Source organism: Aeromicrobium marinum DSM 15272, assembly GCF_000160775.2.
Classification (GTDB): Bacteria; Actinomycetota; Actinomycetes; order Propionibacteriales; family Nocardioidaceae; genus Aeromicrobium; species Aeromicrobium marinum.
Genome location: NZ_CM001024.1, coordinates 2,352,504 through 2,375,990, shown reverse-complemented (window position 1 = coordinate 2,375,990; position 23,487 = coordinate 2,352,504). Strand labels below are relative to the sequence as shown.

General features: G+C 71.7%; 26 protein-coding genes and 1 tRNA gene. 21 read left to right on the top strand and 6 right to left on the bottom strand.

What is annotated here, in order from left to right; translation table 11 throughout:
• Positions 1 to 27: 27 nt before the first annotated feature.
• Positions 28 to 933 (top strand): alpha/beta fold hydrolase, encoded by a 906-nt coding sequence (locus tag HMPREF0063_RS15880; protein WP_007078967.1) that lies wholly within the window; start codon positions 28 to 30, stop codon positions 931 to 933.
• Positions 934 to 1,188: 255 nt separating this feature from the next.
• On the opposite strand, the gene HMPREF0063_RS12085 is transcribed toward HMPREF0063_RS15880, so the two are convergent.
• Together HMPREF0063_RS12085 and HMPREF0063_RS12080 are read right to left on the bottom strand one after the other, a co-directional pair.
• Positions 1,189 to 1,259 (bottom strand) — tRNA-Gly (locus HMPREF0063_RS12085).
• A gap of 37 nt (positions 1,260 to 1,296) precedes the next feature.
• Entirely contained in the window at positions 1,297 to 1,953 is a 657-nt protein-coding gene (locus HMPREF0063_RS12080) for a hypothetical protein (protein ID WP_007078966.1), read from the bottom strand.
• Positions 1,954 to 2,050: 97 nt separating this feature from the next.
• On the opposite strand from HMPREF0063_RS12080, the gene HMPREF0063_RS12075 reads away from it, so the two are divergent.
• Positions 2,051 to 2,854 (top strand): S-methyl-5'-thioadenosine phosphorylase, encoded by an 804-nt coding sequence (locus HMPREF0063_RS12075; protein WP_007078965.1) that lies wholly within the window; start codon positions 2,051 to 2,053, stop codon positions 2,852 to 2,854.
• Positions 2,851 to 3,891: an NAD-dependent epimerase/dehydratase family protein gene (locus tag HMPREF0063_RS12070; RefSeq protein ID WP_007078964.1), complete on the top strand. Its 1,041-nt coding sequence runs from the start codon at positions 2,851 to 2,853 to the stop codon at positions 3,889 to 3,891. Before HMPREF0063_RS12075 ends, HMPREF0063_RS12070 begins: the two co-directional genes overlap by 4 nt.
• A gap of 161 nt (positions 3,892 to 4,052) precedes the next feature.
• Here the strand turns inward: HMPREF0063_RS12070 and HMPREF0063_RS12065 are convergent, their stop codons facing one another.
• Positions 4,053 to 5,540, bottom strand: a complete 1,488-nt coding sequence (locus HMPREF0063_RS12065; protein ID WP_007078963.1) for a flavin-containing monooxygenase — start codon at positions 5,538 to 5,540, stop codon at positions 4,053 to 4,055.
• Positions 5,541 to 5,631: 91 nt separating this feature from the next.
• Between HMPREF0063_RS12065 and HMPREF0063_RS12060 the strand changes: the two genes are divergently transcribed.
• Positions 5,632 to 6,249 carry a TetR/AcrR family transcriptional regulator gene (locus HMPREF0063_RS12060; RefSeq protein WP_245527710.1) on the top strand — a complete coding sequence of 206 codons (618 nt, stop codon included), beginning with the start codon at positions 5,632 to 5,634 and terminating at the stop codon, positions 6,247 to 6,249.
• Here the strand turns inward: HMPREF0063_RS12060 and HMPREF0063_RS12055 are convergent.
• The gene (locus tag HMPREF0063_RS12055) at positions 6,243 to 6,737 is read right to left on the bottom strand and encodes an inorganic diphosphatase (RefSeq protein ID WP_007078961.1); all 495 of its coding nucleotides are present in this window, start codon (positions 6,735 to 6,737) and stop codon (positions 6,243 to 6,245) included. The genes HMPREF0063_RS12060 and HMPREF0063_RS12055 overlap by 7 nt on opposite strands.
• Before the next feature lie 108 nt (positions 6,738 to 6,845).
• Here HMPREF0063_RS12055 and dacB point away from each other — a divergent pair, with 108 nt between their 5' ends.
• The 12 genes from dacB (at position 6,846) to HMPREF0063_RS11995 (ending at position 17,409) form a co-directional block, all read left to right on the top strand.
• Positions 6,846 to 8,249, top strand: coding sequence for a D-alanyl-D-alanine carboxypeptidase/D-alanyl-D-alanine endopeptidase (dacB, locus tag HMPREF0063_RS12050; RefSeq protein ID WP_169309985.1), 1,404 nt, complete (start codon positions 6,846 to 6,848; stop codon positions 8,247 to 8,249).
• A gap of 60 nt (positions 8,250 to 8,309) precedes the next feature.
• On the top strand, positions 8,310 to 9,338 hold the full coding sequence (locus HMPREF0063_RS12045; protein WP_007078959.1) for a zinc-dependent metalloprotease: 1,029 nt from the start codon (positions 8,310 to 8,312) through the stop codon (positions 9,336 to 9,338).
• A 4-nt stretch (positions 9,339 to 9,342) separates the two neighbouring features.
• On the top strand, positions 9,343 to 10,317 hold the full coding sequence (tilS, locus tag HMPREF0063_RS12040) for a tRNA lysidine(34) synthetase TilS (protein ID WP_007078958.1): 975 nt from the start codon (positions 9,343 to 9,345) through the stop codon (positions 10,315 to 10,317).
• 5 nt (positions 10,318 to 10,322) lie between these two features.
• Entirely contained in the window at positions 10,323 to 10,880 is a 558-nt protein-coding gene (hpt, locus tag HMPREF0063_RS12035; protein WP_007078957.1) for a hypoxanthine phosphoribosyltransferase, read from the top strand.
• Between the two features lie 129 nt (positions 10,881 to 11,009).
• Positions 11,010 to 13,001, top strand: coding sequence for an ATP-dependent zinc metalloprotease FtsH (gene ftsH / locus HMPREF0063_RS12030; RefSeq protein ID WP_083788919.1), 1,992 nt, complete (start codon positions 11,010 to 11,012; stop codon positions 12,999 to 13,001).
• Positions 12,998 to 13,564: a GTP cyclohydrolase I FolE gene (gene folE / locus HMPREF0063_RS12025; RefSeq protein WP_007078955.1), complete on the top strand. Its 567-nt coding sequence runs from the start codon at positions 12,998 to 13,000 to the stop codon at positions 13,562 to 13,564. Before ftsH ends, folE begins: the two co-directional genes overlap by 4 nt.
• A gap of 50 nt (positions 13,565 to 13,614) precedes the next feature.
• Positions 13,615 to 14,433 carry a dihydropteroate synthase gene (gene folP / locus HMPREF0063_RS12020; protein WP_040320266.1) on the top strand — a complete coding sequence of 273 codons (819 nt, stop codon included), beginning with the start codon at positions 13,615 to 13,617 and terminating at the stop codon, positions 14,431 to 14,433.
• On the top strand, positions 14,426 to 14,845 hold the full coding sequence (locus HMPREF0063_RS12015; RefSeq protein WP_007078953.1) for a nuclear transport factor 2 family protein: 420 nt from the start codon (positions 14,426 to 14,428) through the stop codon (positions 14,843 to 14,845). The genes folP and HMPREF0063_RS12015 overlap by 8 nt, the downstream gene beginning before the upstream one ends.
• 1 nt (position 14,846) lies before the next feature.
• On the top strand, positions 14,847 to 15,224 hold the full coding sequence (gene folB, locus HMPREF0063_RS12010; protein ID WP_007078952.1) for a dihydroneopterin aldolase: 378 nt from the start codon (positions 14,847 to 14,849) through the stop codon (positions 15,222 to 15,224).
• Entirely contained in the window at positions 15,221 to 15,784 is a 564-nt protein-coding gene (gene folK, locus HMPREF0063_RS12005) for a 2-amino-4-hydroxy-6-hydroxymethyldihydropteridine diphosphokinase (RefSeq protein ID WP_007078951.1), read from the top strand. Before folB ends, folK begins: the two co-directional genes overlap by 4 nt.
• A 25-nt stretch (positions 15,785 to 15,809) precedes the next feature.
• Positions 15,810 to 16,304, top strand: coding sequence for a DUF3180 domain-containing protein (locus HMPREF0063_RS12000; protein ID WP_007078950.1), 495 nt, complete (start codon positions 15,810 to 15,812; stop codon positions 16,302 to 16,304).
• A gap of 97 nt (positions 16,305 to 16,401) precedes the next feature.
• Positions 16,402 to 17,409, top strand: a complete 1,008-nt coding sequence (locus HMPREF0063_RS11995) for a hypothetical protein (protein WP_040320265.1) — start codon at positions 16,402 to 16,404, stop codon at positions 17,407 to 17,409.
• Positions 17,410 to 17,430: 21 nt separating this feature from the next.
• On the opposite strand, the gene HMPREF0063_RS11990 is transcribed toward HMPREF0063_RS11995, so the two are convergent.
• Positions 17,431 to 19,071, bottom strand: a complete 1,641-nt coding sequence (locus HMPREF0063_RS11990; RefSeq protein WP_007078949.1) for a DUF885 domain-containing protein — start codon at positions 19,069 to 19,071, stop codon at positions 17,431 to 17,433.
• Between the two features lie 142 nt (positions 19,072 to 19,213).
• Between HMPREF0063_RS11990 and HMPREF0063_RS11985 the strand changes: the two genes are divergently transcribed.
• From HMPREF0063_RS11985 to HMPREF0063_RS11970, 4 genes are read left to right on the top strand one after another with little or no spacing between them, the layout of a single operon-like run.
• Entirely contained in the window at positions 19,214 to 20,071 is an 858-nt protein-coding gene (locus HMPREF0063_RS11985; RefSeq protein ID WP_040320264.1) for a Rossmann-like and DUF2520 domain-containing protein, read from the top strand.
• Positions 20,068 to 20,943: a pantoate--beta-alanine ligase gene (panC, locus tag HMPREF0063_RS11980; protein WP_007078947.1), complete on the top strand. Its 876-nt coding sequence runs from the start codon at positions 20,068 to 20,070 to the stop codon at positions 20,941 to 20,943. Before HMPREF0063_RS11985 ends, panC begins: the two co-directional genes overlap by 4 nt.
• Positions 20,944 to 20,945: 2 nt before the next feature.
• Positions 20,946 to 21,365 carry an aspartate 1-decarboxylase gene (panD, locus tag HMPREF0063_RS11975; protein ID WP_007078946.1) on the top strand — a complete coding sequence of 140 codons (420 nt, stop codon included), beginning with the start codon at positions 20,946 to 20,948 and terminating at the stop codon, positions 21,363 to 21,365.
• Entirely contained in the window at positions 21,362 to 22,141 is a 780-nt protein-coding gene (locus HMPREF0063_RS11970) for a type III pantothenate kinase (RefSeq protein WP_007078945.1), read from the top strand. The genes panD and HMPREF0063_RS11970 overlap by 4 nt, the downstream gene beginning before the upstream one ends.
• Before the next feature lie 6 nt (positions 22,142 to 22,147).
• Here the strand turns inward: HMPREF0063_RS11970 and HMPREF0063_RS11965 are convergent, their stop codons facing one another.
• Positions 22,148 to 22,561: a VOC family protein gene (locus HMPREF0063_RS11965; protein WP_007078944.1), complete on the bottom strand. Its 414-nt coding sequence runs from the start codon at positions 22,559 to 22,561 to the stop codon at positions 22,148 to 22,150.
• Positions 22,562 to 22,596: 35 nt separating this feature from the next.
• Between HMPREF0063_RS11965 and HMPREF0063_RS11960 the strand changes: the two genes are divergently transcribed.
• Positions 22,597 to 23,388: a TetR/AcrR family transcriptional regulator gene (locus HMPREF0063_RS11960; protein WP_040320263.1), complete on the top strand. Its 792-nt coding sequence runs from the start codon at positions 22,597 to 22,599 to the stop codon at positions 23,386 to 23,388.
• The last annotated feature ends 99 nt before the right edge of the window (positions 23,389 to 23,487 follow it).

The window sequence follows — 23,487 nt, the reverse complement described above, 5'->3', positions numbered from 1 at the left end:
AGGTCAGGGTAGGGCTACGCTGCCGCCATGAGCTCTTCGACCGCACCTCCGGACCTACCCGGCGTCGCCCACCGCTGGGTCACCGTCGACGGGGTCCGCCTGCACGTCGCCGAGGCCGGTACCGAGCACCGCGACGTCGACGGTCGACCGTCGTTGGTGCTCGTCCACGGCTGGCCGCAGCACTGGTGGTGCTGGCACCGGGTCATCCCGCTGCTGGCCCGGACGCACCACGTCGTCGCCGTCGACCTGCGCGGGCACGGGTGGAGCGACGTGCCGGCGCCGGGCCACGGCAACTACGACAAGCGCCGGTTCGCCGACGACGTCATCGGACTGATCGGTGCCATGGACCTGGACCGTCCCGTCGTCATCGGTCACGACTGGGGAGCCTGGACGGCGCTGCTCGTCGCCGGCCGTGCGCCGGGCCTGACCCGCGGTGTGGTGGCGACCGCGATCATCGCGCCGTGGACGGACATCCCCACCACGGACATGTGGCGGTTCCTGTACCAGGTGGCCGCCGGTGGCCCGTGGGGGTCACTGGTGCACCGGGCGTTCGGCAAGGCCTTCCTGAGGACCGTCTACAAGCTGGGCAGCCACGGCCGGCGCGAGCACGTCGCCGGTGAGAACGACGTGTACCTCGAGCGCTACGACGACCCGGCGCGCAGGGCGGCCGGCCGGTCGGTCTACGGCACGTTCCTGCGGGCGGAGTTCCCCGCCGTCGCGAAGGGCACCTACCAGGCGCCGGTGACCGACGTGCCGATCATCTTCCTGCCCGGTCGCGGCGACGCGATCCTCGTGCCCCGCATCGTCGAGCGTGGTGTGGTGGCCGACAACATGTCGATGGAGACCATCGAGGGTGCGGGCCACTGGGTGCCGGAGGAGCAGCCCGAGAAGCTGGTCGAGAAGATTCAGGAGTTCCTGGCCGGCCTCACCTGACCCCGCCGCGAAATTACGGAGCCGGCACGGAGTCTTGTCACTGGGCACGGCAGATCTGCCGTGCCCAGTGACAAACTGCCGTGCCGAGTGCGAACCTGCCGTGCCGGCTCCGTAACTTCGCGGAACGGGGGCCATTCGATTCCCGTCAGCGGCACCTCGCTGCGCTCGGAGCCGATGACGGGATCCCTCCGGGGGCGCCTGCGGCGCGGGGAGGGGCCCACTCGATCCCCGTCAGCGGCACCTCGCTGCGCTCGGAGCCGATGACGGGAATCGAACCCGCATATCTTGCTTGGGAAGCAAGCGCTCTACCACTGAGCTACATCGGCGATGTCGGCCCAATCTATACCGACACTGTGGCCGGGTTCAGACCCGGTCGATCCTGCGGTGGTAGTGGGTACCGGCCTTGCCTCCGCCGAGAGCGGCGAGCAGTCCGCCCACGAGCGCAGCGGCCGCCGTGATGCCGGCGCCCCAGCTCAGCTCGTCGGTCGTCAGCGGCACCTCCGGCACGTCGACCCGTGCCAGCACGTCGTACTCCGAACCGAACACCGCGCCGAGGGCAGCGGCGATCGCGATGACGACGAGGCTGATGATCCAGACCGTCAGACCCTGTCGGGCCCCGTCGAAGCGGGACATCCGGCCCGCCACGTAGCCACCGGCCGCGTAGCTGATCATCACCAGCACCACCAGGATGATGGCCGCGGCCACACCGATGTCGGCGCTGCGGCCGAGCAGCTCGTCCTCGGTGACCTCCATGGCGTCGCCGACGGCCGCCGACACCGCTGCCACGATGCCGACGAGGATCGCGGCGACCCCGATGCCGGTGAGCCAGCCGAAGAAGCCAGCTCCGACCTGCGCGCCTCCGAACCGCTCACGCTGCGCGCGGTCGGTCAGCACCAGTCGCTCACCGTGGGTGGGCTCGTGGCGGCCGGCAGCGTGCTCGGGCGGATGCGACCCGGACGCCGCAGGAGCGGTCTCGGTGGTCGCGTGGTCGTGGTTCGTGGTCGATCGGTTGAACTTCATGGTTACCTCCTCGGTCCGCCAAGGGCGTACCCACTCGGGCGGACGTCACACAGCGGTCCCGCCGTGCCGCCGCGGTCAGGAGTGACATGCTCGGGGGATGAGTTCCGATCCCCGTCCCGATGTCGCCGTGATCGGTGGTTCCGGGTTCTACACCTTCCTCGAGGACCCGAAGACCGTCACGGTGGACACCCCCTACGGCGCCCCCTCGGCGCCGATCGCGGTCGGCGCCGTCGGGGACCGCACGGTCGCCTTCCTGCCCCGGCACGGCGCGCACCACGAGTTCCCCGCCCACCGGGTGCCGTACCGCGCGAACCTGTGGGCCCTGCGGAGCCTCGGTGTCCGGCAGGTCCTCGCGCCGTGCGCCGTCGGCGGCCTGCAGCCCGAGCACGGCCCCGGCACGTTCGTGGTGCCCGACCAGCTGGTCGACCGCACCACCGGCCGGCCGCAGACCTACTACGACTCCGGGGCCTGCCACATCTCGTTCGCCGACCCGTACTGCTCACGGCTCCGCGGGCACCTGCTGCAGGGTCTCAGCGACCAGGACCCGGTCGACGGGGGAGCGATGGTGGTCATCGACGGTCCGCGCTTCTCGACCCGCGCCGAGTCGCGGTGGTACGCCGCGCAGGACTGGGCGGTCGTCAACATGACCGGCCACCCCGAGGCGGTCCTCGCCCGTGAGCTCGCCCTCTGCTACGCCACGGTCGCCCTGGTCACCGATCACGACGCCGGCGTCGACGAGGCCGGCGCCGTCAGCATGGAAGCGGTCTTCGAGGTGTTCCGTGCCCACACCGACACCCTCAAGACGGTGCTCGGCGGCGTGGTCGGCGGTCTCGGAACCGATCGGGACTGTGCCTGCTCGCACGCCGTCGACGGCATGGACCTGCCGGTGACCCTGCCGTGAAGGTGCTGCTGACCGGCGCCGCCGGATTCATCGGCACCCACATCGGGCGGATCGCCGGGGAACGCGGGCACGACGTCCGGCGCCTCGACCTGTACCTGGAGAAGGCCCACGGGACCGGTGGCGAGCGCGACCCGCGCGTCGCCCGGTTGGACCTGCGCTCGGACCGGCTCGACGAGATCGTCGCCGACGTCGACGTGGTGTGCCACCAGGCGGCGATGGTGGGCAACGGCGTCGATGCCCAGGACCTGCCCGACTACGCCGAGCACAACGACGCCGGCACCGCCCGCCTGCTCGCCGCGATGGCCCGGGTGGGTGCGCGGGACCTCGTGCTGGCGTCGTCGATGGTGGTCTACGGCGACGGCCGCTACACGTGCCCCGAGCACGGCGACGTGCCACCGGCGACCCGCCGCGAGGACGACCTGTCCGCCGGACGGTACGACCCTCGGTGCCCGGTCTGCGCCGGTCCCATCGAGTGGCGACGCATCGACGAGTCGACGCCGTTCCTCCCGCGGACCAGCTACGCGGCCTCGAAGGTGGCCCAGGAGCACTACGCCTCGGCCTGGTGCACCTTGGAGGACGCCCGGGCGATCGCCCTGCGGTACCACAACGTGTACGGGCCGGGCATGCCCGCCGACACCCCGTACGCCGGCGTCGCAGCGATCTTCCGGTCCTCGATCGCCCGCGGTGAGGCCCCCCGCGTGTTCGAGGACGGCCGACAGGTGCGGGACTTCGTGCACGTGCACGACATCGCCCTGGCCAACGTGCTGGCGGTCGAGCAGGTGTCGGCCCACCGGGGCGGGCTCACCGCGTACAACGTGGCGTCGGGTCACCCCACCACGATCGGTGAGATGGCGCGGACCCTCGCGGCCGCGGCCGGTGCGCCGGAGCCGGTCGTCACCGGCGAGTACCGCCGCTTCGACGTGCGGCACGTCGTCGCGTCGCCGGATGCGGCGCGGGACAGTCTCGGATTCTCGGCCGAGGTCCGGCCGGAGGACGGTCTGGCTGCGCTCGCGACCGATCCGCTCCGCACCCGCTGACGCGTGACCACTCGGTGGTTGAGGTGTGAGGGCGCCCTGCGCCCGAGCCTCGAAGCCACCCTCCGGGAGTGGTTTCGAGGCTCCTCGCAGAGCTCGTCACACCTCAACCACCGAGTGGTGGCGCGGGGCGCCCTCGCACCTCGACCGGCGAGGAGCGAGGGTCAGGCTGCGGCGTCGGCCTTGCGGCGGCCGGTGATCCACGCGAAGTCGGTGGCCTCGACCTTGCGCGTCGTCCACCAGTAGCGCCACGTGAAGCCGGGCCAGATCGTGCGGTTCTTGCCCTTGCTGTCGAGGTACCAGCTGGTGCAGCCGCCCTGGCTCCAGACGCCCTTCTCGACCTTCTCCTGCAGGGCGTCGTTGAAGCTGCGCTGGGCCTGCGGGGTGGGCTCGACGGCCTCGGCCCCCCGCTCGTCCATCTCGTCGAGCATCGTCGAGATCCACTTGACCTGCTGCTCGATCATGAAGACGACCGAGTTGTGTCCCAGCGCGGTGTTCGGGCCGAGGAGCAGGAAGAAGTTCGGGAAGTGCGTCACGGCGATGCCGAGGTAGGTCTCGATGCCGTGCTCGTCGAACGTCTTGGACAGGTCGCGTCCGCCGGTCCCGGTGACGTGGACCCACTGGAAGGCGTCGGTCACGTGGAACCCGGTGCCGTAGATGATGACGTCGGCCTCGCGGAACGTGCCGTCCTTGCCGAGGATGCCGTCGGGCGTGATCTCGGCGATGCCGGAGTCGATCAGGTCGACGTTGTCGCGGTTGTAGACGGGGATGTAGTTGTCGGTCTTGAGGACGCGCTTGCAGCCGAGCCGGTAGTCCGGAATCAGCTTGGCGGCGGTCTCGGGGTCGTCGACCGTCGCGGTGATGTACTCGGTGACCTTCTTCTCGACGAGCTTGGTCACTCCCTGCAGCGGGCCGGTGAAGCCCAGCTGGGTGGACTCGTTGAACCAGTACACGGCGTTGCGGTAGGCGCGGGTGCCGCCGGGGACCTTGCTGAGCAGCGTCTTCTTGGTGCCGGTGATGTCGTGGTTCTTCTTCGGCACGACCCACGGTGCGGTGCGCTGGTAGACGTCGAGCTGCCCGACCTGTCCGACGATCTGCGGGATGAACTGGATCGCGCTGGCGCCCGTGCCGATGACCGCAACCTTCTTGCCGGTGAGGTCGACGTCGTGCTCCCACTGCGCGGAGTGGAACCGGGCGCCGGCGAAGGTCTCGGCACCGGGCAGCTCGGGGACGTTCGGGATGTGCAGCCCGCCGATGCCCGACACCAGCACCCGGGTCTGGTAGGTCTCCTTGGAGGTGGTGACGGTCCACCGCAGGGTGGCCTCGTCCCAAGTCGCGCCGGTCATCTCGGTGCCGAAGTGGATCACCTCGTGCAGACGGTGGCGGTCGGCGACCTCGCGCATGTACGCGTGGATCTCCGGCTGCGCGGAGTACTCGCGCGACCAGTTCTTGTTGAGCTCGCCGGAGAAGGAGTACATGTGGCTCTGCACGTCGCACTCGGCACCCGGGTAGGTGTTGTCGCGCCACGTGCCGCCGACGTCGTCGGCCTTCTCGAGGATGAGGAAGTCCTGCCGTCCGGCTTCGCGGAGCTTCATGGCCATGCCCATGCCGGCGAACCCGCTACCGATGATGATGATGTCCTTGCTGATCACCTTTCAGATACTATCGGTATCTGAAACCGGTGTCCACGGAACGTGATGAGTCGCTCACGGCCCGCCGACACCCCTGACGAGAGGTTGCCCGGTGACCGTGGACGGAGGGCGCGTGACCCGCGCCGAACGACAGGCCCAGACCCGCGAGCGGCTCGTGGAGGTGGCGCGCGAGCTGTTCCTCGACGAGGGCTATGCGGCGACCTCGTTGGACAAGGTCGCGCTCGCGGCGGGCTTCTCCAAGGGGGCCGTCTACTCCAACTTCGCCGGCAAGGAGGAGCTGTGCCTCGCGGTCCTCGACAGCATCCACGAGGAGCAGATCGAGGGCGTCCTCGGGGCGTTCACCACCGACACCGACCTCGCGGGCCGCATCGACGCGTTCGCCGCCTGGGCCCAGACGGGGCTGGGGCATCCGCGGTGGACGGCGCTCGAGGTGGAGTTCGCGGCGGTCGCGCGGCACAGTCCGTTCGTCGCGACGGAGCTGGTCAAGCGACACCGTGACCTCGTGGCGGCCACGGCCCAGCTGATCGGTCAGGTCACCCGTGAGGCCGGCCTCGAGCTGCGGGTGCCGGCGCACGAGGCCGCCACCGTGCTGCTGAGCCTGGGCATCGGGCTGGGGGCGCTGCGGTCGCTCGACTCCGCGATCGACGTCACGATCTTCGCCGACGCGATGCGGGCCCTCGCCCCGGGATTCACCGCCGGGGCTCAGTAGCCGCCGTTGGCCTCGAACCGCAGGAAGCTGGCGGTGATCTCGGCCTCGGCCTCGGCCCGCCCGACCCACTTGGAGCCCTCCTCGACGAACTTGCCCGGCTCGAGGTCCTTGTAGGACTCGAAGAAGTGCTGGATCTCCGACAGGTCGAAGTCGGCGACGTCGCCCACGTCCTGCAGATGGGCCTGGCGCGGGTCGGTCGACGGGACGCAGAGCACCTTGTCGTCACCCCCGGCGTCGTCGGTCATCTGGAACATGCCGATCGCCCGGCACTCGATGACGCACCCGGGGAAGGTCGGGAAGGGCAGGATGACGAGCGCGTCCAGCGGATCGCCGTCGTTGCCGAGCGAGTTGTCGATGAAGCCGTAGTCGGCGGGGTACGTCATCGACGTGAACAGGGTGCGGTCGAGCCGGATCCGATGGGTGGCATGGTCCAGCTCGTACTTGTTGCGCTCACCCTTGGGAATCTCCACGGTCACGTCGAAGATCACGATGCCTCCACAGGTTGGCTCAGTCGTCCTGAGTCGTCGTACTCGAAGTCGTCCCGGGGGTGCGCGGGCCTCTCGGACCGGCCCAGGATTGCCCTTAGTGTGGCCCATGTGACAGGACGAGCCGAACGCCGGGTGCTGTGGTCGGTGCTCACGACCCTGCTGGTCGTGGGACTGCTCGCGGCCGCCGGAACCGTGGCCGTCCAGGCGCACCGGGCGGGCGACCTCAACGGACTGCTCTGCGACGGTCCGTGCGGCCCGGAGTACATCGCCGCGCCCGAGGGGTTGGAGCCCGCGGTGCCGGTCGTCCTCGGGCCGGCGGCCGAGGAGATCGGGCGGGTGGACCCCGTGCGGGTGTCGTCGGCGGTCTCCGACGCGCTGGCGTCGCCCGCCCTGGGACCGCACACCGGACTGTCGGTCCGCGAGGTCGGCTCCGGTGAGGAGGTCATCGTCACCAACACCGATGCGTTCGTCCCCGCGTCCACGACCAAGCTGATGACGGGATTCGCCGCCCGCGCCCTGCTCGATCCGGGGTTGCGGCTGCGGACCGAGGCCCGCCTCGACGAGGGACGCGTGGTGCTGGTGGGCGGCGGTGACCCGTACCTGCAGGGCGAACCGTCGCCCGAGCCGGCGTACGGCGTGCGGGCCGACCTGGCGAGCCTGGCCGACCGCACGGTGACGGCCCTGCGCAGCCGGGGTCTCTCGCAGGTCGCCCTGGGGCACGACTCCACCCTGTTCGTCGGCCCGTCCGCGAGCGACCGCTGGGAGCCGTCCTACGTGCCGGACGACATCGTCACCCCGGTCAGCGCCCTGTGGGTCGACCGTGGTGTACGCGGCGGGGTGCGGGACGACGACCCGGCCGCGTTCGCCGCGACCCGGTTCGCCGAGCTGCTGACCGAGCGCGGCATCACGGTCACCTCGGTGGAGCCGGTCGCCCTGGGCGCGGGCTCCTCGGCCCTGGCCGCCGTCGGCAGTGCGCCGCTGGCCCAGATCCTCGAACGGATGGAGCTGGCGAGCGACAACGAGGCGGCCGAGGTGATCCTGCGGCACGTCGCCATCGCGGCCGGCGAGGACGCGTCGTTCGTCGGCGGCGCGACCGCCGTCCGCCGGACCCTGGCCGCCGCCGGCCTGGACGTCAGCGATCTGCAGACCTACGACGGCAGCGGCCTGTCGCGGGCCAACCGGGCCACCCCGTCGATGCTGAGCGACCTCGTGGCCCGGGCGTCCGCCGACCCCGCGACGGCAGCGCTGCTCACCGACCTGCCGGTGGCGGGCTTCTCGGGGACCTTGGACGACCGCTTCGGGCCGGTGCCGGTCGCCCGGGGGCTGGTGCGGGCCAAGACCGGGACGCTCACGGGGGTGCACTCGCTCGCCGGCACGGTGACGACCGCCGACGGTGCCGTCCTCGCCTTCGCGATGATGGTCGACGGCACCGAGGCCGTGCCGGGGCTGGAGACCCAGGCCGCCGTCGACGCCGTCGTCGCGGCGCTCGCCGGCTGCACCTGCGTGCGCTGAACCCCGCGTCACCACCGCGTCGACCGCTGCCGGTCGTGCTGCGGCCGTACCGTGGACACCATGATCGACTGGAGCTTCGCGCTGGCCACCGGCACCCGGCTGTCCCGACCCGGGCCCGAGATCGGTGCGTCGGAGGCCGCCGAGGTCGTCGCCGAGCTGCGCGAGGGCGCCGCCCTGTCCGAGGAGCCGGTCCGGCAGTTCGCCGACCTCCATGCCCGCTCGGCCACCGCGCCCGTCCTGGTCGTGGACCGGCCGCGGTGGATCGAGGCCAACCTCGAGACGTTCGAGACGATCCTCGAGCCGGCGATGGACCAGATCTCGGCCAAGGCGCCCGGACCGGTCGCCCGGGCGATCGGCAGCAAGGTCGGTGGAGCGGAGATCGGCAGTCTCATGGCCTTCATGTCGACGAAGGTCCTGGGGCAGTTCGACCCGTTCTGGGAGGGCCCCGCGGGTGAGACCGGCCGGCTGCTGCTCGTCGCGCCGAACATCGTGCACGTGGAACGCCAGCTCGAGGTCGACCCCCACGACTTCCGTCTGTGGGTCTGCCTGCACGAGGAGACGCACCGCGTGCAGTTCACCGCGGTGCCCTGGATGCGCGACCACCTCCGGGGTCTCATGGACGACTTCGTGGAGTCGACCGACCTCGACCCGGCCGTGGTCGCGGCCGGGCTCGGCGAGCTCGTGAAGGTCGTGCGGGGGCAGTCCGACCGGTCGCTGGGCGACCTGTTCCAGAACGAGACCCAGCGCGAGGTCGTCGACCGGATCACCGGGGTAATGTCGTTGCTGGAGGGACACGCGGACGTCGTCATGGACGGCGTGGGTCCCGACGTGATCGCGTCCGTCGCCCAGATCCGCCGCAAGTTCGACCAGCGGCGGCAGGGCAGCGGCGGGATCGACCGGCTGATCCGCCGGCTGCTCGGCCTCGAGGGCAAGATGCGGCAGTACCGCGACGGTGCGGTGTTCGTGCGCCACGCCGTCGACACGGTCGGCCTCGAAGGCTTCAACGCGGTCTGGGCGTCGGCCGAGAACCTGCCGACCCGGGCCGAGATCCTCGAGCCCGACGCGTGGGTCCGCCGCGTGCACGCCTGAGCCGATGGGCGGCTCGTTGCACCCGGCCGTCGCGGCCGGCCGTCGTGCCGTCGCGGCGACCCTGCACGACGTGGGCCCCGGATCGTCGGTGGTCCTCGGCGTCTCGGGTGGAGCCGACTCCCTGGCCCTGGCCGCGGTCACGGCCTTCGTGGCGCGACGCGAGGCGTGGGACGTCAGCGCGGTCGTGGTCGACCACGACCTGCAGCCGGGGTCGAGCGAGGTGGCCGCACGGGCTGCCGAGCAGTGCCGCGGACTCGGTCTGCGGGCCGAGGTCGTCGGGGTCGAGGTCGGCAGCGCCGGTGGGCCGGAGGCGGCGGCCCGCACCGCCCGCCACGGGGCGCTGCGATCGGCCGCTCTGGCCGCCGGGGCCGAGGTGATCTGCCTGGCCCACACCCTCGACGACCAGGCGGAGACGGTGCTCCTGGGGCTCGGCCGGGGTTCGGGGGCCCGCTCGCTCTCGGGTATGGCCGGCGTCGACGGACTCGTGCGGCGGCCCCTGCTGGGCCTTCGCCGCCGTGACACCGAGCAGATCTGCGCGGCGCACGGGCTGCCGTGGTGGGACGACCCCCACAACCGCGACCCGGCGCACCGCCGCGTCCGGGTCCGGCACGAGGCCCTGCCGGTGCTCGAGAACGTCCTCGGAGGCGGCGTGGCCGAGGGCCTGGCCCGCACCGCGCGGCAGCTGGCCGATGACGCCGACCTGCTGGACCGGCTGACCGACGAGTGGGTCGTGGGGCACCCGGCCCCGACCGTCGCGGACCTGGCAGGGCTTCCGTCCGCGCTGCGGTCGCGGGTGCTGCTGCGCGCCGCCCGTTCGGCCGGGTGCCCGCCCGGCGAGCTCGCTGCCGTCCACGTCGACGCACTCGACCGGCTCGTCCGGCTGGGACGCGGTGGCGCCCGGGTCAACCTGCCCGGCGGTGTGACGTGTGTCCGGTCGGTCGATCGCGTCACCTTCGTGCCCACCCCTGTGGCAGGCTGACGTCCGTGGACCGCGCACATGTCGAGAGTGACCTCGACCTCGAGCAGACCTTGTACACCGAGGACCAGATCCGTGACCGGTTGCGCGAGATGGCGGTCCGGATCGAGTCCGACTACGCCGGACGCGAGATCCTGCTGGTCGGGGTGCTCAAGGGAGCGGTGATGGTCATGGCCGACCTCGCCCGCGCGATCGACCGCCACGTCGAGATGGACTGGATGGCGATCTCCTCGTACGGCTCGGGCACCAAGAGCTCCGGGGTGGTCCGCATCCTCAAGGACCTCGACACCGACATCGCCGGTCGTGACGTCCTCATCGTCGAGGACATCATCGACACCGGCCTGACCCTGTCCTGGCTCGTGGCGAACCTGCGGTCCCGCGGGCCGGCCTCGGTCGAGATCGCGACCCTGCTGCGCAAGCCCGACGCGCTGCAGATGGAGGTCGACGTGAAGTACGTCGGCTTCGACATCCCCAACGCCTTCGTCGTGGGCTACGGGCTCGACTACTCCGAGCGCTACCGCAACCTGCGGTGCATCGGCACCCTGGCCGAGCACGTCTACACCTGACCACCGGCTCGCCGCCCCCGGCGGGAACCGCACGGCCCCTGCCGGACGTTCTGCCGGGTGACCGCCCGACGTGTACGGTTCGGATACCGCCCAGCATGCCAAGGAGGAGTGGGCCCACGCCCCACCGCGATGAAGCTCAAGAAGATCGTCAGGAGCCCCTGGCTCTGGATCGTCGTGATCGCCGTGGTCGTGATCGGTCTGCTGCAGCTCTCGGCGTCCGCCGACGGCTACTCCGAGGTCGAGACCGCCACGATGGTCACCTACCTCGAGAACGACGAGGTCGAGGAGGTCACCTTCGTCGAGGGCGAGCAGGAGATCCGCGCCACGCTCAAGGAGGACGACAAGCTCGTCCGCGCCGTCTGGCTGGGTGACCAGGGGTCACGTCTGGTCGAACAGGCCGAGCAGGCCGTCGCCGACCAGGAGCTCTCGTCGTTCGACGTCGAGAACCCGCAGCCGAGCTTCCTCAGCGCGCTCCTGCCGACGTTGATCCTCTTCGCGCTGTTCATCGGTGTGTTCCTGTTCATCATGAGCCGGATGCAGGGGGGCAGCGGCGGCATCATGAAGTTCTCCAAGTCCAAGGCCAAGCTGATGACCAAGGACACCCCGCAGACGACGTTCTCCGACGTCGCCGGTTGTGACGAGGCGATCGAGGAGCTCGGCGAGATCAAGGAGTTCCTCGCCGAGCCGGCCAAGTTCCAGGCGGTCGGCGCCAAGATCCCCAAGGGGGTCCTGCTGTACGGACCGCCCGGCACCGGCAAGACCCTGCTGGCCCGTGCGGTGGCCGGCGAGGCCGGGGTGCCGTTCTACTCCATCTCCGGCTCGGACTTCGTCGAGATGTTCGTCGGTGTCGGCGCCAGCCGGGTCCGCGACCTGTTCGAGCAGGCCAAGGCCAACGCGCCGGCGATCGTGTTCATCGACGAGATCGATGCCGTCGGACGCCACCGCGGCACCGGCATGGGTGGCGGGCACGACGAGCGCGAGCAGACCCTCAACCAGCTCCTGGTCGAGATGGACGGCTTCGACGTCCGCGGCGGGGTCATCCTCATCGCCGCCACCAACCGTCCCGACGTGCTCGACCCGGCGCTGCTGCGACCGGGCCGGTTCGACCGCCAGATCGGCGTGGAGGCGCCCGACCTCAAGGGTCGCGAGACGATCCTCAAGGTCCACGCCCGGGGCAAGCCCATCGGCGCCGGCGTCAACCTGGGCAGCGTCGCCCGGCGCACGCCGGGGTTCAGCGGTGCCGACCTGGCCAACGTGCTCAACGAGGCAGCGTTGCTGACGGCCCGCAACGGGGTCAAGACGATCACCGACGAGGCGCTGGACGAGGCCATCGACCGGGTCATGGCGGGGCCGCAGAAGCGCAGTCGCCTCATGAACGAGCACGAGCGGCTCGTCACGGCGTACCACGAGGGCGGTCACGCCCTGGTGGCCGCGGCGCTGCCGCAGAGCGACCCGGTGCACAAGATCACCATCCTGCCGCGCGGCCGCGCGCTGGGATACACGATGGTGCTGCCCGACGAGGACAAGTACAGCCAGACCCGCGCCGAGCTGCAGGACAAGCTCGCCTACATGATGGGCGGCCGGGCGGCCGAGGAGCTGGTCTTCCACAACCCGACCACCGGCGCCGGCAACGACATCGAGAAGGCCACCAACCTGGCCCGGGCCATGGTGACCCAGTACGGCATGAGCGAGCGGCTCGGTGCCGTGAAGCTCGGCGAGGACAACGGCCAGCCCTTCCTGGGCCGCGACCTGGGGCACACCCGGAACTACTCCGAGGCCGTCGCCTCGGCGGTCGACGAGGAGATCACCGGACTCATCCTCGCCGCGCACCAGGAGGCGTTCGACATCCTCGACGAGAACCGCGACGTGCTCGACGCGCTGGTCGCGGAGCTGATGGAGAAGGAGACGCTCGACAAGGCGCAGGTCGCCGAGATCTTCGTCCCGCTGCGCCGCCGTGACCGTCGCCCCGCGTGGACGGGCTCGGACAGCCGTCGACCCTCGGCGAGGCCGCCGATCGCCGCCGTCCCGGCCTCCCGTCCCGCGGTGGCCGACGACGGCATCGTGGTCGGTCCGGAGACCGCCGGTGGTCCGCCGCCCCCGCCCGCCCCGGCGGCACCGTGACGGTCGACCAGGTCCGCGCCGCGGCAGCCATCCGCGAGCTGCTGTTCGCGATCGGCGAGGATCCCGACCGGGACGGCCTCGTCGACACCCCGGCGCGCGTCGCCCGTTCCTACGTGGAGCTGGTCGCCGGGCTCGACCAGGACCCGGCCGAGGTCCTCACCGCGACCTTCGACGTGGGCCACGACGAGCTGGTGCTGGTCAAGGACATCGAGCTCTGGAGCATGTGCGAGCACCACCTGGTGCCGTTCTTCGGGGTCGCGCACATCGGCTACATCCCCGAGGACGGCGGGTACGTCACCGGGCTCAGCAAGCTCGCCCGTCTCGTCGACGTGTTCGCGCGGCGTCCGCAGGTGCAGGAGCGCCTCACCACCCAGATCGCCGATGCGCTCTCGGACGTGCTGAAGCCGCGTGGGGTGATCGTGGTCATCGAGGCCGAGCACCTCTGCATGGCGATGCGCGGCGTCCGCAAGGGCGGCGCCAAGACCGTCACCAGCGCGGTGCGTGGCCAGCTGCGCGATCCGGCCACCCGCGCCGAGGCCATGGGCCTCATCACGGGGCCTTGACCCCGCTGCCGGGCCTCGCCGGTGCGCCGGCCGCGGGACGGACCCTCGTGATGGGGGTCGTCAACGTCACCCCCGACTCCTTCTCCGACGGTGGGCTCTGGGCGGACCCTGCCACGGCCGTGGCCCATGGGCTCGACCTCGTCGCCCGCGGGGCCGACCTGGTGGACGTGGGGGGTGAGTCGACCCGTCCGGGCGCCGAGCGCATCGACGCGGCCGAGGAGCTGCGGCGGGTCGTGCCGGTCGTCCGGGCCCTGGCGGACGCCGGGGTCGCGGTGTCGGTCGACACCATGCGCAGCGAGGTCGCCGAACGCTCGCTGGAGGCCGGCGCGGCGTTGGTCAACGACGTCTCGGGAGGTCGGGCCGATCCGCGGATGACGGCGGTCGTCGCGGCCGCCGAGGTGCCGTTCGTCGTGATGCACTGGCGGGCGCACTCGACCGAGATGCTGGCCGCCGACCACACGCGGTACGACGACGTGGTGGCCGACGTGCTGACCGAGCTGACCGCCGGGGTCGACGCCGCCGTCGACGCAGGCGTCTCGGCGGACCGGATCGTCGTCGACCCGGGGCTGGGGTTCTCCAAGACCGGTGCCCAGAACTGGCAGATCCTCGCCGCGCTGCCGGTGGTCACGGCCCAGGGGTTCCCCGTCCTGGTCGCGGCGAGCCGCAAGCGTTTCCTCGGCGAGCTGCTCGGCGACGACGACGGACCGCGCCCGACCGGAGCCCGCGAGGACGCGACGGCGGCGGTCACGACCGCCGCGGCGCTCGCCGGCGCATGGGCCGTGCGCGTGCACGAGCCGCGACCGTCCGCCGACGCCGTCCGGGTGGTCGCCCGCCTGCAGGCCGCCTCGTCGCGGGGTGCCCATGAGTGACGCGCTGGCGGTCCACCGGTCGTTCTACGAGGCGATCGAGGCAGGCGACGTCGACCTGCTGAGGGCCCTGTGGATCGACCGGCCCGACACCACATGCGCCCACCCGGGCACGGCGCCGGTCGTGGGCACCGCCACGATCGTGCGGTCCTGGACGATGCTGATGGCCGCGACCGACTACCTCCAGTTCTTCCTGACCGACGTGCAGGTGGCGTACCTCGCCGACGGGGCCGTCGCGGTCGTGAGCTGCACCGAGAACATCCTCTCGGGCCAGGGCCTGGAGTCGGCGGAGAACTTCGCCGGCGGTCGGGTCACCAGCACCAGCATCCTGGTGCACGGTGGCGGCACCTGGCGGTTCCACAGCCGCCACGCGTCACCGGTCATCGAGTTCGTGTCCGACGACGAGGAGCAGTGACATGGCCTGTCCAGAGGGTCTCGACCGCATCGAGCTGACCGGCCTGCGCGGCACCGGTCACCACGGCGTCTTCGAGCACGAACGCCGCGACGGACAGGAGTTCGGCGTCGACGTCGTGCTCGGCCTCGACCTCGAGGCGGCGGGTCGCAGCGACGACCTGTCGGCCACCGTCGACTACGGCACGCTGGCCGAGGGCCTGCACGCGATCCTGGTCGGAGAACCGGTCGACCTGATCGAGACGCTGGGGGTCCGTATGGTGGACCTGTGCCTGTCGGACCCTCGGGTGCGATGGGCTAGCGTGACAGTGCACAAGCCGGAGGCGCCCATCGCGCAGACGTTCACCGACGTGGCCGTCACGATAGAGCGGAGCAGAGTGTGACCGAATCGCCCACACCGTACGTGCTGGACGCCGACACCATGACCGGCGGCATGCGGCCGATCCGGCAGGCGGTCATCGCCATCGGCTCCAACCTGGGGGACCGGCACGCCCGTCTGCAGGGCGCCGTGTCGGCGCTCGAGGACACCCCCGAGGTGTCCGTGGTCGCGCTCTCGTCGGTCTACGAGACCGCCCCGGTCGACGCCCCCGAGGAGTCCGGCAGCTACCTCAACGCCGTGGTCCTGCTCGACACGACCCTCACCGTGCACACGCTGCTCGACCGGGCCCTGGCGATCGAGGACGCCTTCGGACGCGAGCGCACCGAGCGCAACGCGCCGCGCACCCTCGACGTCGACGTCATCGTGGTGGGCGACCGGGTCGCCTCCGACGACCAGCTCGTGCTGCCGCACCCGCGCGCCCACGAACGCGGCTTCGTGCTCGTGCCGTGGCTCGAGATCGATCCGGAGGGCGAGATCCCGGGCAAGGGCTTCGTGGCCGACCTGATCGCCGACGTCGACACGTCCGGCGTGGTCAAGCGCGAGGACCTCGAGATCCTGCTCTGACGCCCGCGGCCCCCACCTCCGCACGATGAGACCCGTCCGGCGGACCTCGGCGCTCACGATCGTCGCCCTCGTCGGCGTCGGCCTCGTGGTCGGAGCCGGCATCCCACCCCTGGCGATGCGGCTGGATCGCAACGCCCCCCTGCTGTCCTGGGGATCGGTCCTGGTGATCGCCGTCGCCGCGGCCGTCGTGGGGCTCGTCGCGTGGAACACGTGGGACACGGTGCACCGTCAGAAGAAGCGGGTGCACCACGAGCGGGGCGTGCTGCTGCTCGCACTGGCCCAGGCGTCCAGCCGGGTCGGGGCACTGTTCGCCGGCGGGTACGCCGGGTTCGCCCTCGCGTTCGTCGACACCATTGGCACCGAGTTCGGCCAGGACCGGGTGGTGCGTGGTGGTGTCGCCGTCCTGGCATCGGTCGGCCTGCTCGTGGCCGGGCTGCTGCTGGAACGGGCCTGTCGCCTGCCGTCCGACGACGACGAGGACGACGACGACGGCACCTCCGCGGAGGCCTCACCGGCCTGAGCATGGCTCGAACGGACCATGTCGGTGACGTGGGTGGACATGTGACGCACGGGACATAGGGTGGTGTTTTGCCCTCTGCACCGAAGGATCTTCACCCGTGAAACGCCTCACCTCCCTGCTGTCCGGCGTCGGACTCGTCGCCGCAGCCGTCATGTTCACCGCGCCGGCCGCCCAGGCCGCCACCACCGGCCCGAACTTCATCGAGACGTCCCACGTGGCCGAGTGCGGGTCGATCACGATCTCGCTGCGCAACGTCAGCCCGTGGATCTACCCGGTGTCGGTCAGCACGGACGGCTCCGAGCCGAACGCCGCCGGCCCGCTCTACGGCCCCGTCGTGGACAACCGCACCGACGGCGGTGTGTCGGGTCCGCAGAGGGACCAGACCGGTTCGCGGACCTACTCCTTCGAGGAGGGCGCTGGTGGCGGCACGGTGATCGTGAAGTACGTCGTCGCTGCCGGTACGGAGAGCGACCTGTACGACGATCAGCCGGTGGGCGAGGTGACCACCGTCGAGGTCGACACCGACTGCGCGGAGCCCAACTCCCTCGAGACGTCCCACGTGGCCGAGTGCGGGTCGATCACGATCTCGCTGCGCAACGTCAGCCCGTGGATCTACCCGGTGTCGGTCAGCACGGACGGCTCCGAGCCGAACGCCGCCGGCCCGCTCTACGGCCCCGTCGTGGACAACCGCACCGACGGCGGTGTGTCGGGTCCGCAGAGGGACCAGACCGGTTCGCGGACCTACTCCTTCGAGGAGGACGCCGGCGACGGCACGGTGATCGTGAAGTACGTCGTCGCTGCCGGTACGGAGAGCGACCTGTACGACGATCAGCCGGTGGGCGAGGTGACCACCGTCGAGGTCGACACCGACTGCGCGGGGCCGGGCACGGGTGACGGCGGTGCCGGCGCGGGTGCCGGTGGCGGTGCCGGTGGCGGCACCGGGACCGACACCCCGGCCGGCGCTCCGACCGGTGTCCTCCCGGCCGTCGGTTCGGCGATCACCGGCCCGCTGGGCCCGATCGGCCTGGCGATGGTCGCGGCCGGTTCGCTGCTGCTGTGGCTGAACCGTTCGCGCCTGCGGGGCGGTCGGCACTCGGCCGTCTGACCCGGGCCGGCCCGAGTCGGCTCAGGGCAGCAGGGTGTCCCTCAGGGTGCCCAGACCGACGCTGCCGACGGCCAGGGCCTCGGCGTGGAAACGCTTGAGGTCCTGGCCGTGGCGCGCGGTCCAGTCGTCGCGCAGCTGCTCCCAGTGCCGCTGGCCGATCTTGTACGACGGGGCCTGACCGGCCCAACCGAGGTAGCGGTTGGCCTCGAACCGGACGACCCGCTCGTCCATGTTCATGTGCTCGAGCATGAACGGCAGCACGTCGTCACCCCGCCACGGTCCCGAGCCGTCCGGCTTCGGCAGGCCGAGGTGGACGCCGATGTCGGCCACCACGCGCGCCGCCCGCTGCCGCTGGCCGTCGAGCATGCCCAACCGGTCGGCGGGCGCGTCGAGGTGTCCGAGGTCGGCCATCAGCCGTTCGGCGTACAGCGCCCACCCCTCGCCGTGGCCGGAGTTCCAGTTGATCCGCCGCCACGCGTTGAGCCGGTCGCGGCCGGTCATGGCCAGGCCGAGCTGGAGGTGGTGGCCGGGCACGCCCTCGTGATAGACCGTCGTCAGCTCGCGCCACGTGTCGAAGGCGGTGACGCCCTCGGGCACGCTCCACCACATCCGACCGGCCCGGCTGAAGTCCTCGCTGGGCGGCGTGTAGTAGATGCCGCCCTCCTGGGTGGGCGCGATCATGCACTCGAGGCGGCGGACCGGCGCCGGGATGTCGAAGTGGTGCTCACCCAGCTCGGCGACCGCTCGGTCGCTGACCTCCTGCATCCATGCGCGCAGCGCCTCGGTGCCGTGCAGCTGCATCGAGGGATCGGCGCTGAGGTGCGCGATCGCCTCCGGCACCGTCGCGCCGGGCAGGATGCGGTCGGCGATCTCCTCCTGCTCGGCGACCATCCGGGCGAGCTCCTCGACGCCCCACGCGTAGGTCTCGTCGAGGTCGACCTCGACCCCCACGAACCCGCGGGAGGCGAGGGCGTAGGCCTCGCGGCCCACGGCGTCCTCGGCCCGCGCGCGGGGCGCGAGTTCGTCCTGCAGGAACTCGGCGAGGTCGGCGTAGGCAGCGGCGGCGCGCGCCGCGGCGGATGCCAGCGCGGCGCGCTGCGCCTCGGGTCCTCGAGCGGCCAGCTGCTCGAAGAAGTTGTCGGGCGCGGTGAGCTTGCGGACCTGGGTCAGCACCTCCCGCACCTGCCGGACGGCTGGCGTGCGGCCGCTCCGGATCCCGGCCCGCAGCGACGCGGTGTACCCGGCCAGGGCACCCTCCACCCGGTCGAGCCGCAGCGCGACGTGGTGCCAGTCGTCCGGGGTGTCGGTCGCCATGAGGTCGAAGATGTCCCGCACGCCCTGCACCGGGGACGCGATCACGTTGAGGTCGCGCTGCCACTCGCCCGCCTCGTGCAGCTCCACCGCCAGGCCGAGGGTGCGCTCGAGCTCCGCACGGGTGACGCGGTCGACGTCGTCGCGCACCTCGGTCGTGCGGACCTCGGCCAGGGTCGCGCGGGCGGCGTCGGCGGCCGACCCGTGGCCGTCCGGTGAGAGGTCCGCGTACTCGCCCTCACGTCCCGGCCGGCCGAGCTCGACGTGCCACTCCGGCTGCAGCTCGAGCAGGGTGTCGAGCCACCGTTCGGCGACGGCGTCCATCGGGGTGGGGGTCCGCGCGGTGTCCATACCGCGACCCTACGACTGCGGTGTGGCGCCCCGGGTCCGGCAGGGTGACGGGGGTCATGGCCGGACGTGCCACCGCCGGTATAGGCTGACGCCGTCACCTTGTCTGGTACCCCTCGCGGGACTGGAACGAAAGGCAACATCGATGTCACGTCCTTCCGTGGGCGTCGTCGGCGCGGGTCGCGTCGGTGCCGTCCTGGCCTCCCGGTTCCGTGCTGCCGGACACCCCGTCGTCGTCAGCGGGCGGTCCGAGGCCACCCGACTGCGCGCCCGGACGATGCTTCCCGGCGTGGCCGTCCTCGCTCCGTCCGAGGTGGCCGCGCAGGTCGACGTCCTGGTGCTGGCCGTGCCCGACGACGTCCTGGCCGAGGTCGCGGCCGAGCTCGCGCCGCACGTGACGGCAGGATCGGTGGTCCTGCACACCAGCGGCCGGCACGGGCTCGAGCCGCTACGACCCCTCACCGACCGGGGAGCGCGGCCCGTCGCCTTCCACCCCGCGATGACCTTCACGGGCACCGACATCGACCTGTCGCGGCCGTGCGTCATCGGTCTGACCGCCGCGGACGCCGAGCGCGAGGTCGCCGAGCGACTCGTGGCCACCCTCGGTGGCAGCCCCATGTGGATCGCCGAGGCCGACCGCGCCACCTACCACGCCGCTCTCGCCCACGGGGCGAACCACCTCGTCACGGTGGTCAACCAGGCGATGGAGCTGTTGCGCTCGATCGGCGCGGCCGACCCGTCCGCCGTGCTGGGTCCGCTGCTGGAGGCCGCGCTGTCCAACACGTTGGCCTACGGCGATGCCGCCCTCACCGGCCCGGTCGTGCGGGGCGACGTCGACACCGTGCGGGCCCACCGTGACGCCCTGGCGTCGCACCCCGGGATCGAGTCCACGTACCGGGTGCTGGCCGAGGCGACCGCAGACCGCGCCGAGGCCGACGACCGGTTGTCGTCGGACCGGGCCGACAAGATCCGTCGGGCCGTCACCACGGAGCCGGCCCGATGACCGACGTCTTCGACGGGCCGCGGGTCGTCCGCACCGCTGCCGAGCTGCGGGCCCTCGCCGGCAGTGTCGCCCTGGTGCCCACCATGGGAGCCCTGCACGACGGCCACGTCCAGCTGATGAAGCACGCGCGGCCCCTGGCCGACACCCTCGTCGTCTCGATCTTCGTCAACCCCACCCAGTTCGCGGAGGGGGAGGACTTCACGGAGTACCCCCGGACCTTCGAGGACGACCTGGCCCGGTGCGCCGAGGCGGACGTCGACGTGGTGTTCGCCCCCACCGTCGACGTCATGTACCCGTCGGGGCACGGCGCCGGTCAGGTCACGGTCGACCCGGGACCGCTCGGCTCGGTGCTCGAGGGCGCTGTCAGGCCGACCCACTTCCGGGGGGTCCTCACCGTCGTGGCCGCGCTGTTCGGTCTGGTGCGGCCCGACGTCGCCGTGTTCGGCGAGAAGGACTACCAGCAGCTGGGCCTGATCCGGCGGATGGTCGATACGTTGTGCCTCGGCGTCGAGGTGGTCGGCTGCCCCACGGTGCGTGAGGCCGACGGCCTGGCGATGAGCTCGCGCAACCGGTACCTCGGTCCGGAGGACCGGCAGCGGGCCGCCGCCGTCCCGCGCGCGCTCGACGCGGGGGTCGCCGCCGGCCCGCAGGGTGCTGACGCCGTCCTGGCCGCCGTCCACGGGGTGCTGGCCGCTGCCGGGATCGACCCCGACTACGTCGCCCTCACCTCTCCCGATCTCGGCGAGCACGGAGGGTCCGGCGAGGCCCGTCTGCTCGTCGCCGCCCGCGTGGGCGCACCCCGCCTGCTCGACAACCGCGCCGTCCACCTCGGCGACCCGACCTCCGGCACCACCCCCTCCGAAGGAGCCTGACCATGCTGCGCACGATGATGACCTCCAAGATCCACCGGGCGACCGTCACCCAGGCCGACCTGCACTACGTCGGCTCGGTCACGGTCGACGCCGACCTGCTGGACGCCGCCAACATCCTGCCCGGCGAGCAGGTCCACATCGTCGACATCGACAACGGCAACCGGCTCGTGACCTACACGATCGAGGGCGAGCGGGGCAGCGGGGTGATCGGCATCAACGGCGCCGCGGCGCGCCTGGTGCAGCCCGGCGACCTCGTCATCCTCATCGGCTACGGCCAGATGGAGGACGCCGAGGCGCGGTCGTTCGAGCCGAGCGTCGTCTTCGTCGACGCCGACAACCGGATCGTGGGCACGGGGTCCGACCCGGCCGAGGTCCTGCCCGGGAGCGGCCTCCTGCGGGGCGACCTCGTCGCCTCACGATGACCCTGCTCTGCCTGGACGTCTCGAACAGCCACACCACGGTGGGGATGTTCGAGGGCGCCGACCTGGTGGCGCACTTCCAGGTGTCGTCCCACGAGCGCCGGACCGCTGACGAGTGGTTCCTGCTGGTCGACGGGCTGCTCGCGACGACCGACGCCGATGACGTGTCCGCCGTCAGCCTGTGCTGCACGGTGCCGTCGATCCAGATCGAGCTCCGGTCGATGGCCGAGCGCTACTTCCCTGATCTTCCGACCTCCATCGTCGGTCCCGGCGTACGGACCGGGGTGCCGATCCACACCGACAACCCTCGGGAGGTCGGCGCCGACAGGATCGTCAACGCGCTCGCGGCCGCGGAGCTGTACGGCGGTCCGGTCATCGTCGTCGACATGAACGGCACGGCCACCATCTTCGACCTGGTCGACGAGCAGGGGCGGTATCTCGGCGGTGCGATCGCGCCGGGCGTGGAGCTCTCGCTGGAGGCGTTGGCGCGCCGGGGGGCCCAGCTGCGCAGCGTCGAGCTGGCCGCTCCGCGCGGCGTCGTCGGCAAGAACACCGTCGAGGCCATCCAGTCCGGTGTCGTCTACGGGTTCGCGGGCCAGGTCGACGGCATCGTGCAGCGGATGGTGCAGGAGTCCGGCCTCGACCCCGACCACGTGACCGTCGTGGTCACCGGTGCCTACCCCGACGCCGTGGTCGACGCCTGCGCCACCATCACGACGCGCGACCCCTGGCTGACCCTCACCGGTCTGCGGCTCGTGCACGAGCGCAACCACGGCTGACCCGGGTCAGGACACCGGCTCCCAGAGCGTCAGCAGGTTGCCGTCGAGGTCGAGGGCATTGACCTCCAGTGTGCCCCAGTCGGTCCGCGCGGGCCGGCCGGTGTCGGTGGGGTGCAGGACGTCCCGGGCCGCCAGCTCGGCGTGCACCGACCCGATCGACGTGACCCGGATGCGGCAGCTCGCCGTGCCCGCGATGAAGTCCTCGGCCCCGCTGAGCACGGGGCGCTCGAGGACGTCGTCGCGGTCGCGCCAGGTGGAGTCGCTGGCCGCCCACAGGTGGATCTCGGCCTCGTCGCGGACCACCCGCGCGAAGCCGGAGTCCTGGTGCAGGACCGTGAAGCCGAGCCGCTCGGCGTAGAACGCGGCGGCCGCGTCGATCCTGCGGACGGGCAGGGCCGGGGTCGTGGCGGCGAAGGTCATGTGCGGACTGTAGTGGCCGTGGGACGATGGGGCGCATGCCCACACCGTCCTCCGACCCGCCCCGGCGACGACGGCTGTCCAAGGACCTGATCGCCCGCACGACGCTGGACCTTATCGACGAGCAGGGCGTGGGAGCGGCGTCCATGCGCGGCATCGCCTCGCGGCTCGGGGTCGAGGCGATGAGCCTGTACAAGCACGTGCGGACCCGTGACGAGCTGCTCGACCTGGTGGTCGACCTGATCGTCGCGGAGCTCGACGAGGACCCGGAGGTCCGTCGCGACGCCACCGACGGGTGGCGCGACTACCTCGTGCGGCTCGCGCGCGGTGTGCGGCGGTACGCCCTGGCCCACCCGCACGCGTTCCCGCTGGTGACCACCCGCCCCGCCGAGGCTCCGTGGATCAATCCGCCGTTGCGGTCGCTCGCGTGGATCGAGTCGATGCTGAGGACCCTGCAGGACGAGGGTTTCGACGACGAGGAGGTCCTGTTCGCCTACCGCTCGTTCAACAGCTTCCTGCTCGGCTACCTGCTGATGGAGTCCGGTGCGCGCACCCTGCAGGACCCCCAGGACGGTGACGGCTCGCACTCGGGCAGCCCGGCCGACCCGGTGCCGGGTGGACTCAGCCCGACGAGGACCGACGAGGAGCAGGAGAACATCTCGGAGGCGGAGTCGGCGGTCGAGCAGCTCGATCCGCAGGGCGACATCGACGTCACGGAGTTCCCGACGATCCACCGCCTGGCCGAGCGGCTGGCCGAGGACCGGTTCGACGACGAGTTCGAGCGGGCCCTGGCCCAGATGCTCGACGGCATCGGCGTGCGGATCGCCTGAGCACCTCCCATGCTGGAGGAAGGCCGCGCATGAGATGCCTGTCACTCGGGGGGTTCCTGGGTTGCGCGGCAGAGGTTTACGTCGTAATCTTTTGAGTAC

Bases quoted from the DNA above. Each gene is read 5' to 3' on its own strand.
- HMPREF0063_RS15880 (WP_007078967.1), top strand. From the start codon at position 28: ATGAGCTCTTCGACCGCACCTCCGGACCTACCCGGCGTCGCCCACCGC.
- HMPREF0063_RS12080 (WP_007078966.1), bottom strand. From the start codon at position 1,953: ATGAAGTTCAACCGATCGACCACGAACCACGACCACGCGACCACCGAG.
- HMPREF0063_RS12075 (WP_007078965.1), top strand. From the start codon at position 2,051: ATGAGTTCCGATCCCCGTCCCGATGTCGCCGTGATCGGTGGTTCCGGG.
- HMPREF0063_RS12045 (WP_007078959.1), top strand. From the start codon at position 8,310: ATGATCGACTGGAGCTTCGCGCTGGCCACCGGCACCCGGCTGTCCCGA.
- tilS (WP_007078958.1), top strand. From the start codon at position 9,343: ATGGGCGGCTCGTTGCACCCGGCCGTCGCGGCCGGCCGTCGTGCCGTC.
- ftsH (WP_083788919.1), top strand. From the start codon at position 11,010: ATGAAGCTCAAGAAGATCGTCAGGAGCCCCTGGCTCTGGATCGTCGTG.
- folP (WP_040320266.1), top strand. From the start codon at position 13,615: ATGGGGGTCGTCAACGTCACCCCCGACTCCTTCTCCGACGGTGGGCTC.
- HMPREF0063_RS12015 (WP_007078953.1), top strand. From the start codon at position 14,426: ATGAGTGACGCGCTGGCGGTCCACCGGTCGTTCTACGAGGCGATCGAG.
- folB (WP_007078952.1), top strand. From the start codon at position 14,847: ATGGCCTGTCCAGAGGGTCTCGACCGCATCGAGCTGACCGGCCTGCGC.
- HMPREF0063_RS12000 (WP_007078950.1), top strand. From the start codon at position 15,810: ATGAGACCCGTCCGGCGGACCTCGGCGCTCACGATCGTCGCCCTCGTC.
- HMPREF0063_RS11990 (WP_007078949.1), bottom strand. From the start codon at position 19,071: ATGGACACCGCGCGGACCCCCACCCCGATGGACGCCGTCGCCGAACGG.
- HMPREF0063_RS11985 (WP_040320264.1), top strand. From the start codon at position 19,214: ATGTCACGTCCTTCCGTGGGCGTCGTCGGCGCGGGTCGCGTCGGTGCC.
- panC (WP_007078947.1), top strand. From the start codon at position 20,068: ATGACCGACGTCTTCGACGGGCCGCGGGTCGTCCGCACCGCTGCCGAG.
- panD (WP_007078946.1), top strand. From the start codon at position 20,946: ATGCTGCGCACGATGATGACCTCCAAGATCCACCGGGCGACCGTCACC.
- HMPREF0063_RS11970 (WP_007078945.1), top strand. From the start codon at position 21,362: ATGACCCTGCTCTGCCTGGACGTCTCGAACAGCCACACCACGGTGGGG.
- HMPREF0063_RS11965 (WP_007078944.1), bottom strand. From the start codon at position 22,561: ATGACCTTCGCCGCCACGACCCCGGCCCTGCCCGTCCGCAGGATCGAC.
- HMPREF0063_RS11960 (WP_040320263.1), top strand. From the start codon at position 22,597: ATGCCCACACCGTCCTCCGACCCGCCCCGGCGACGACGGCTGTCCAAG.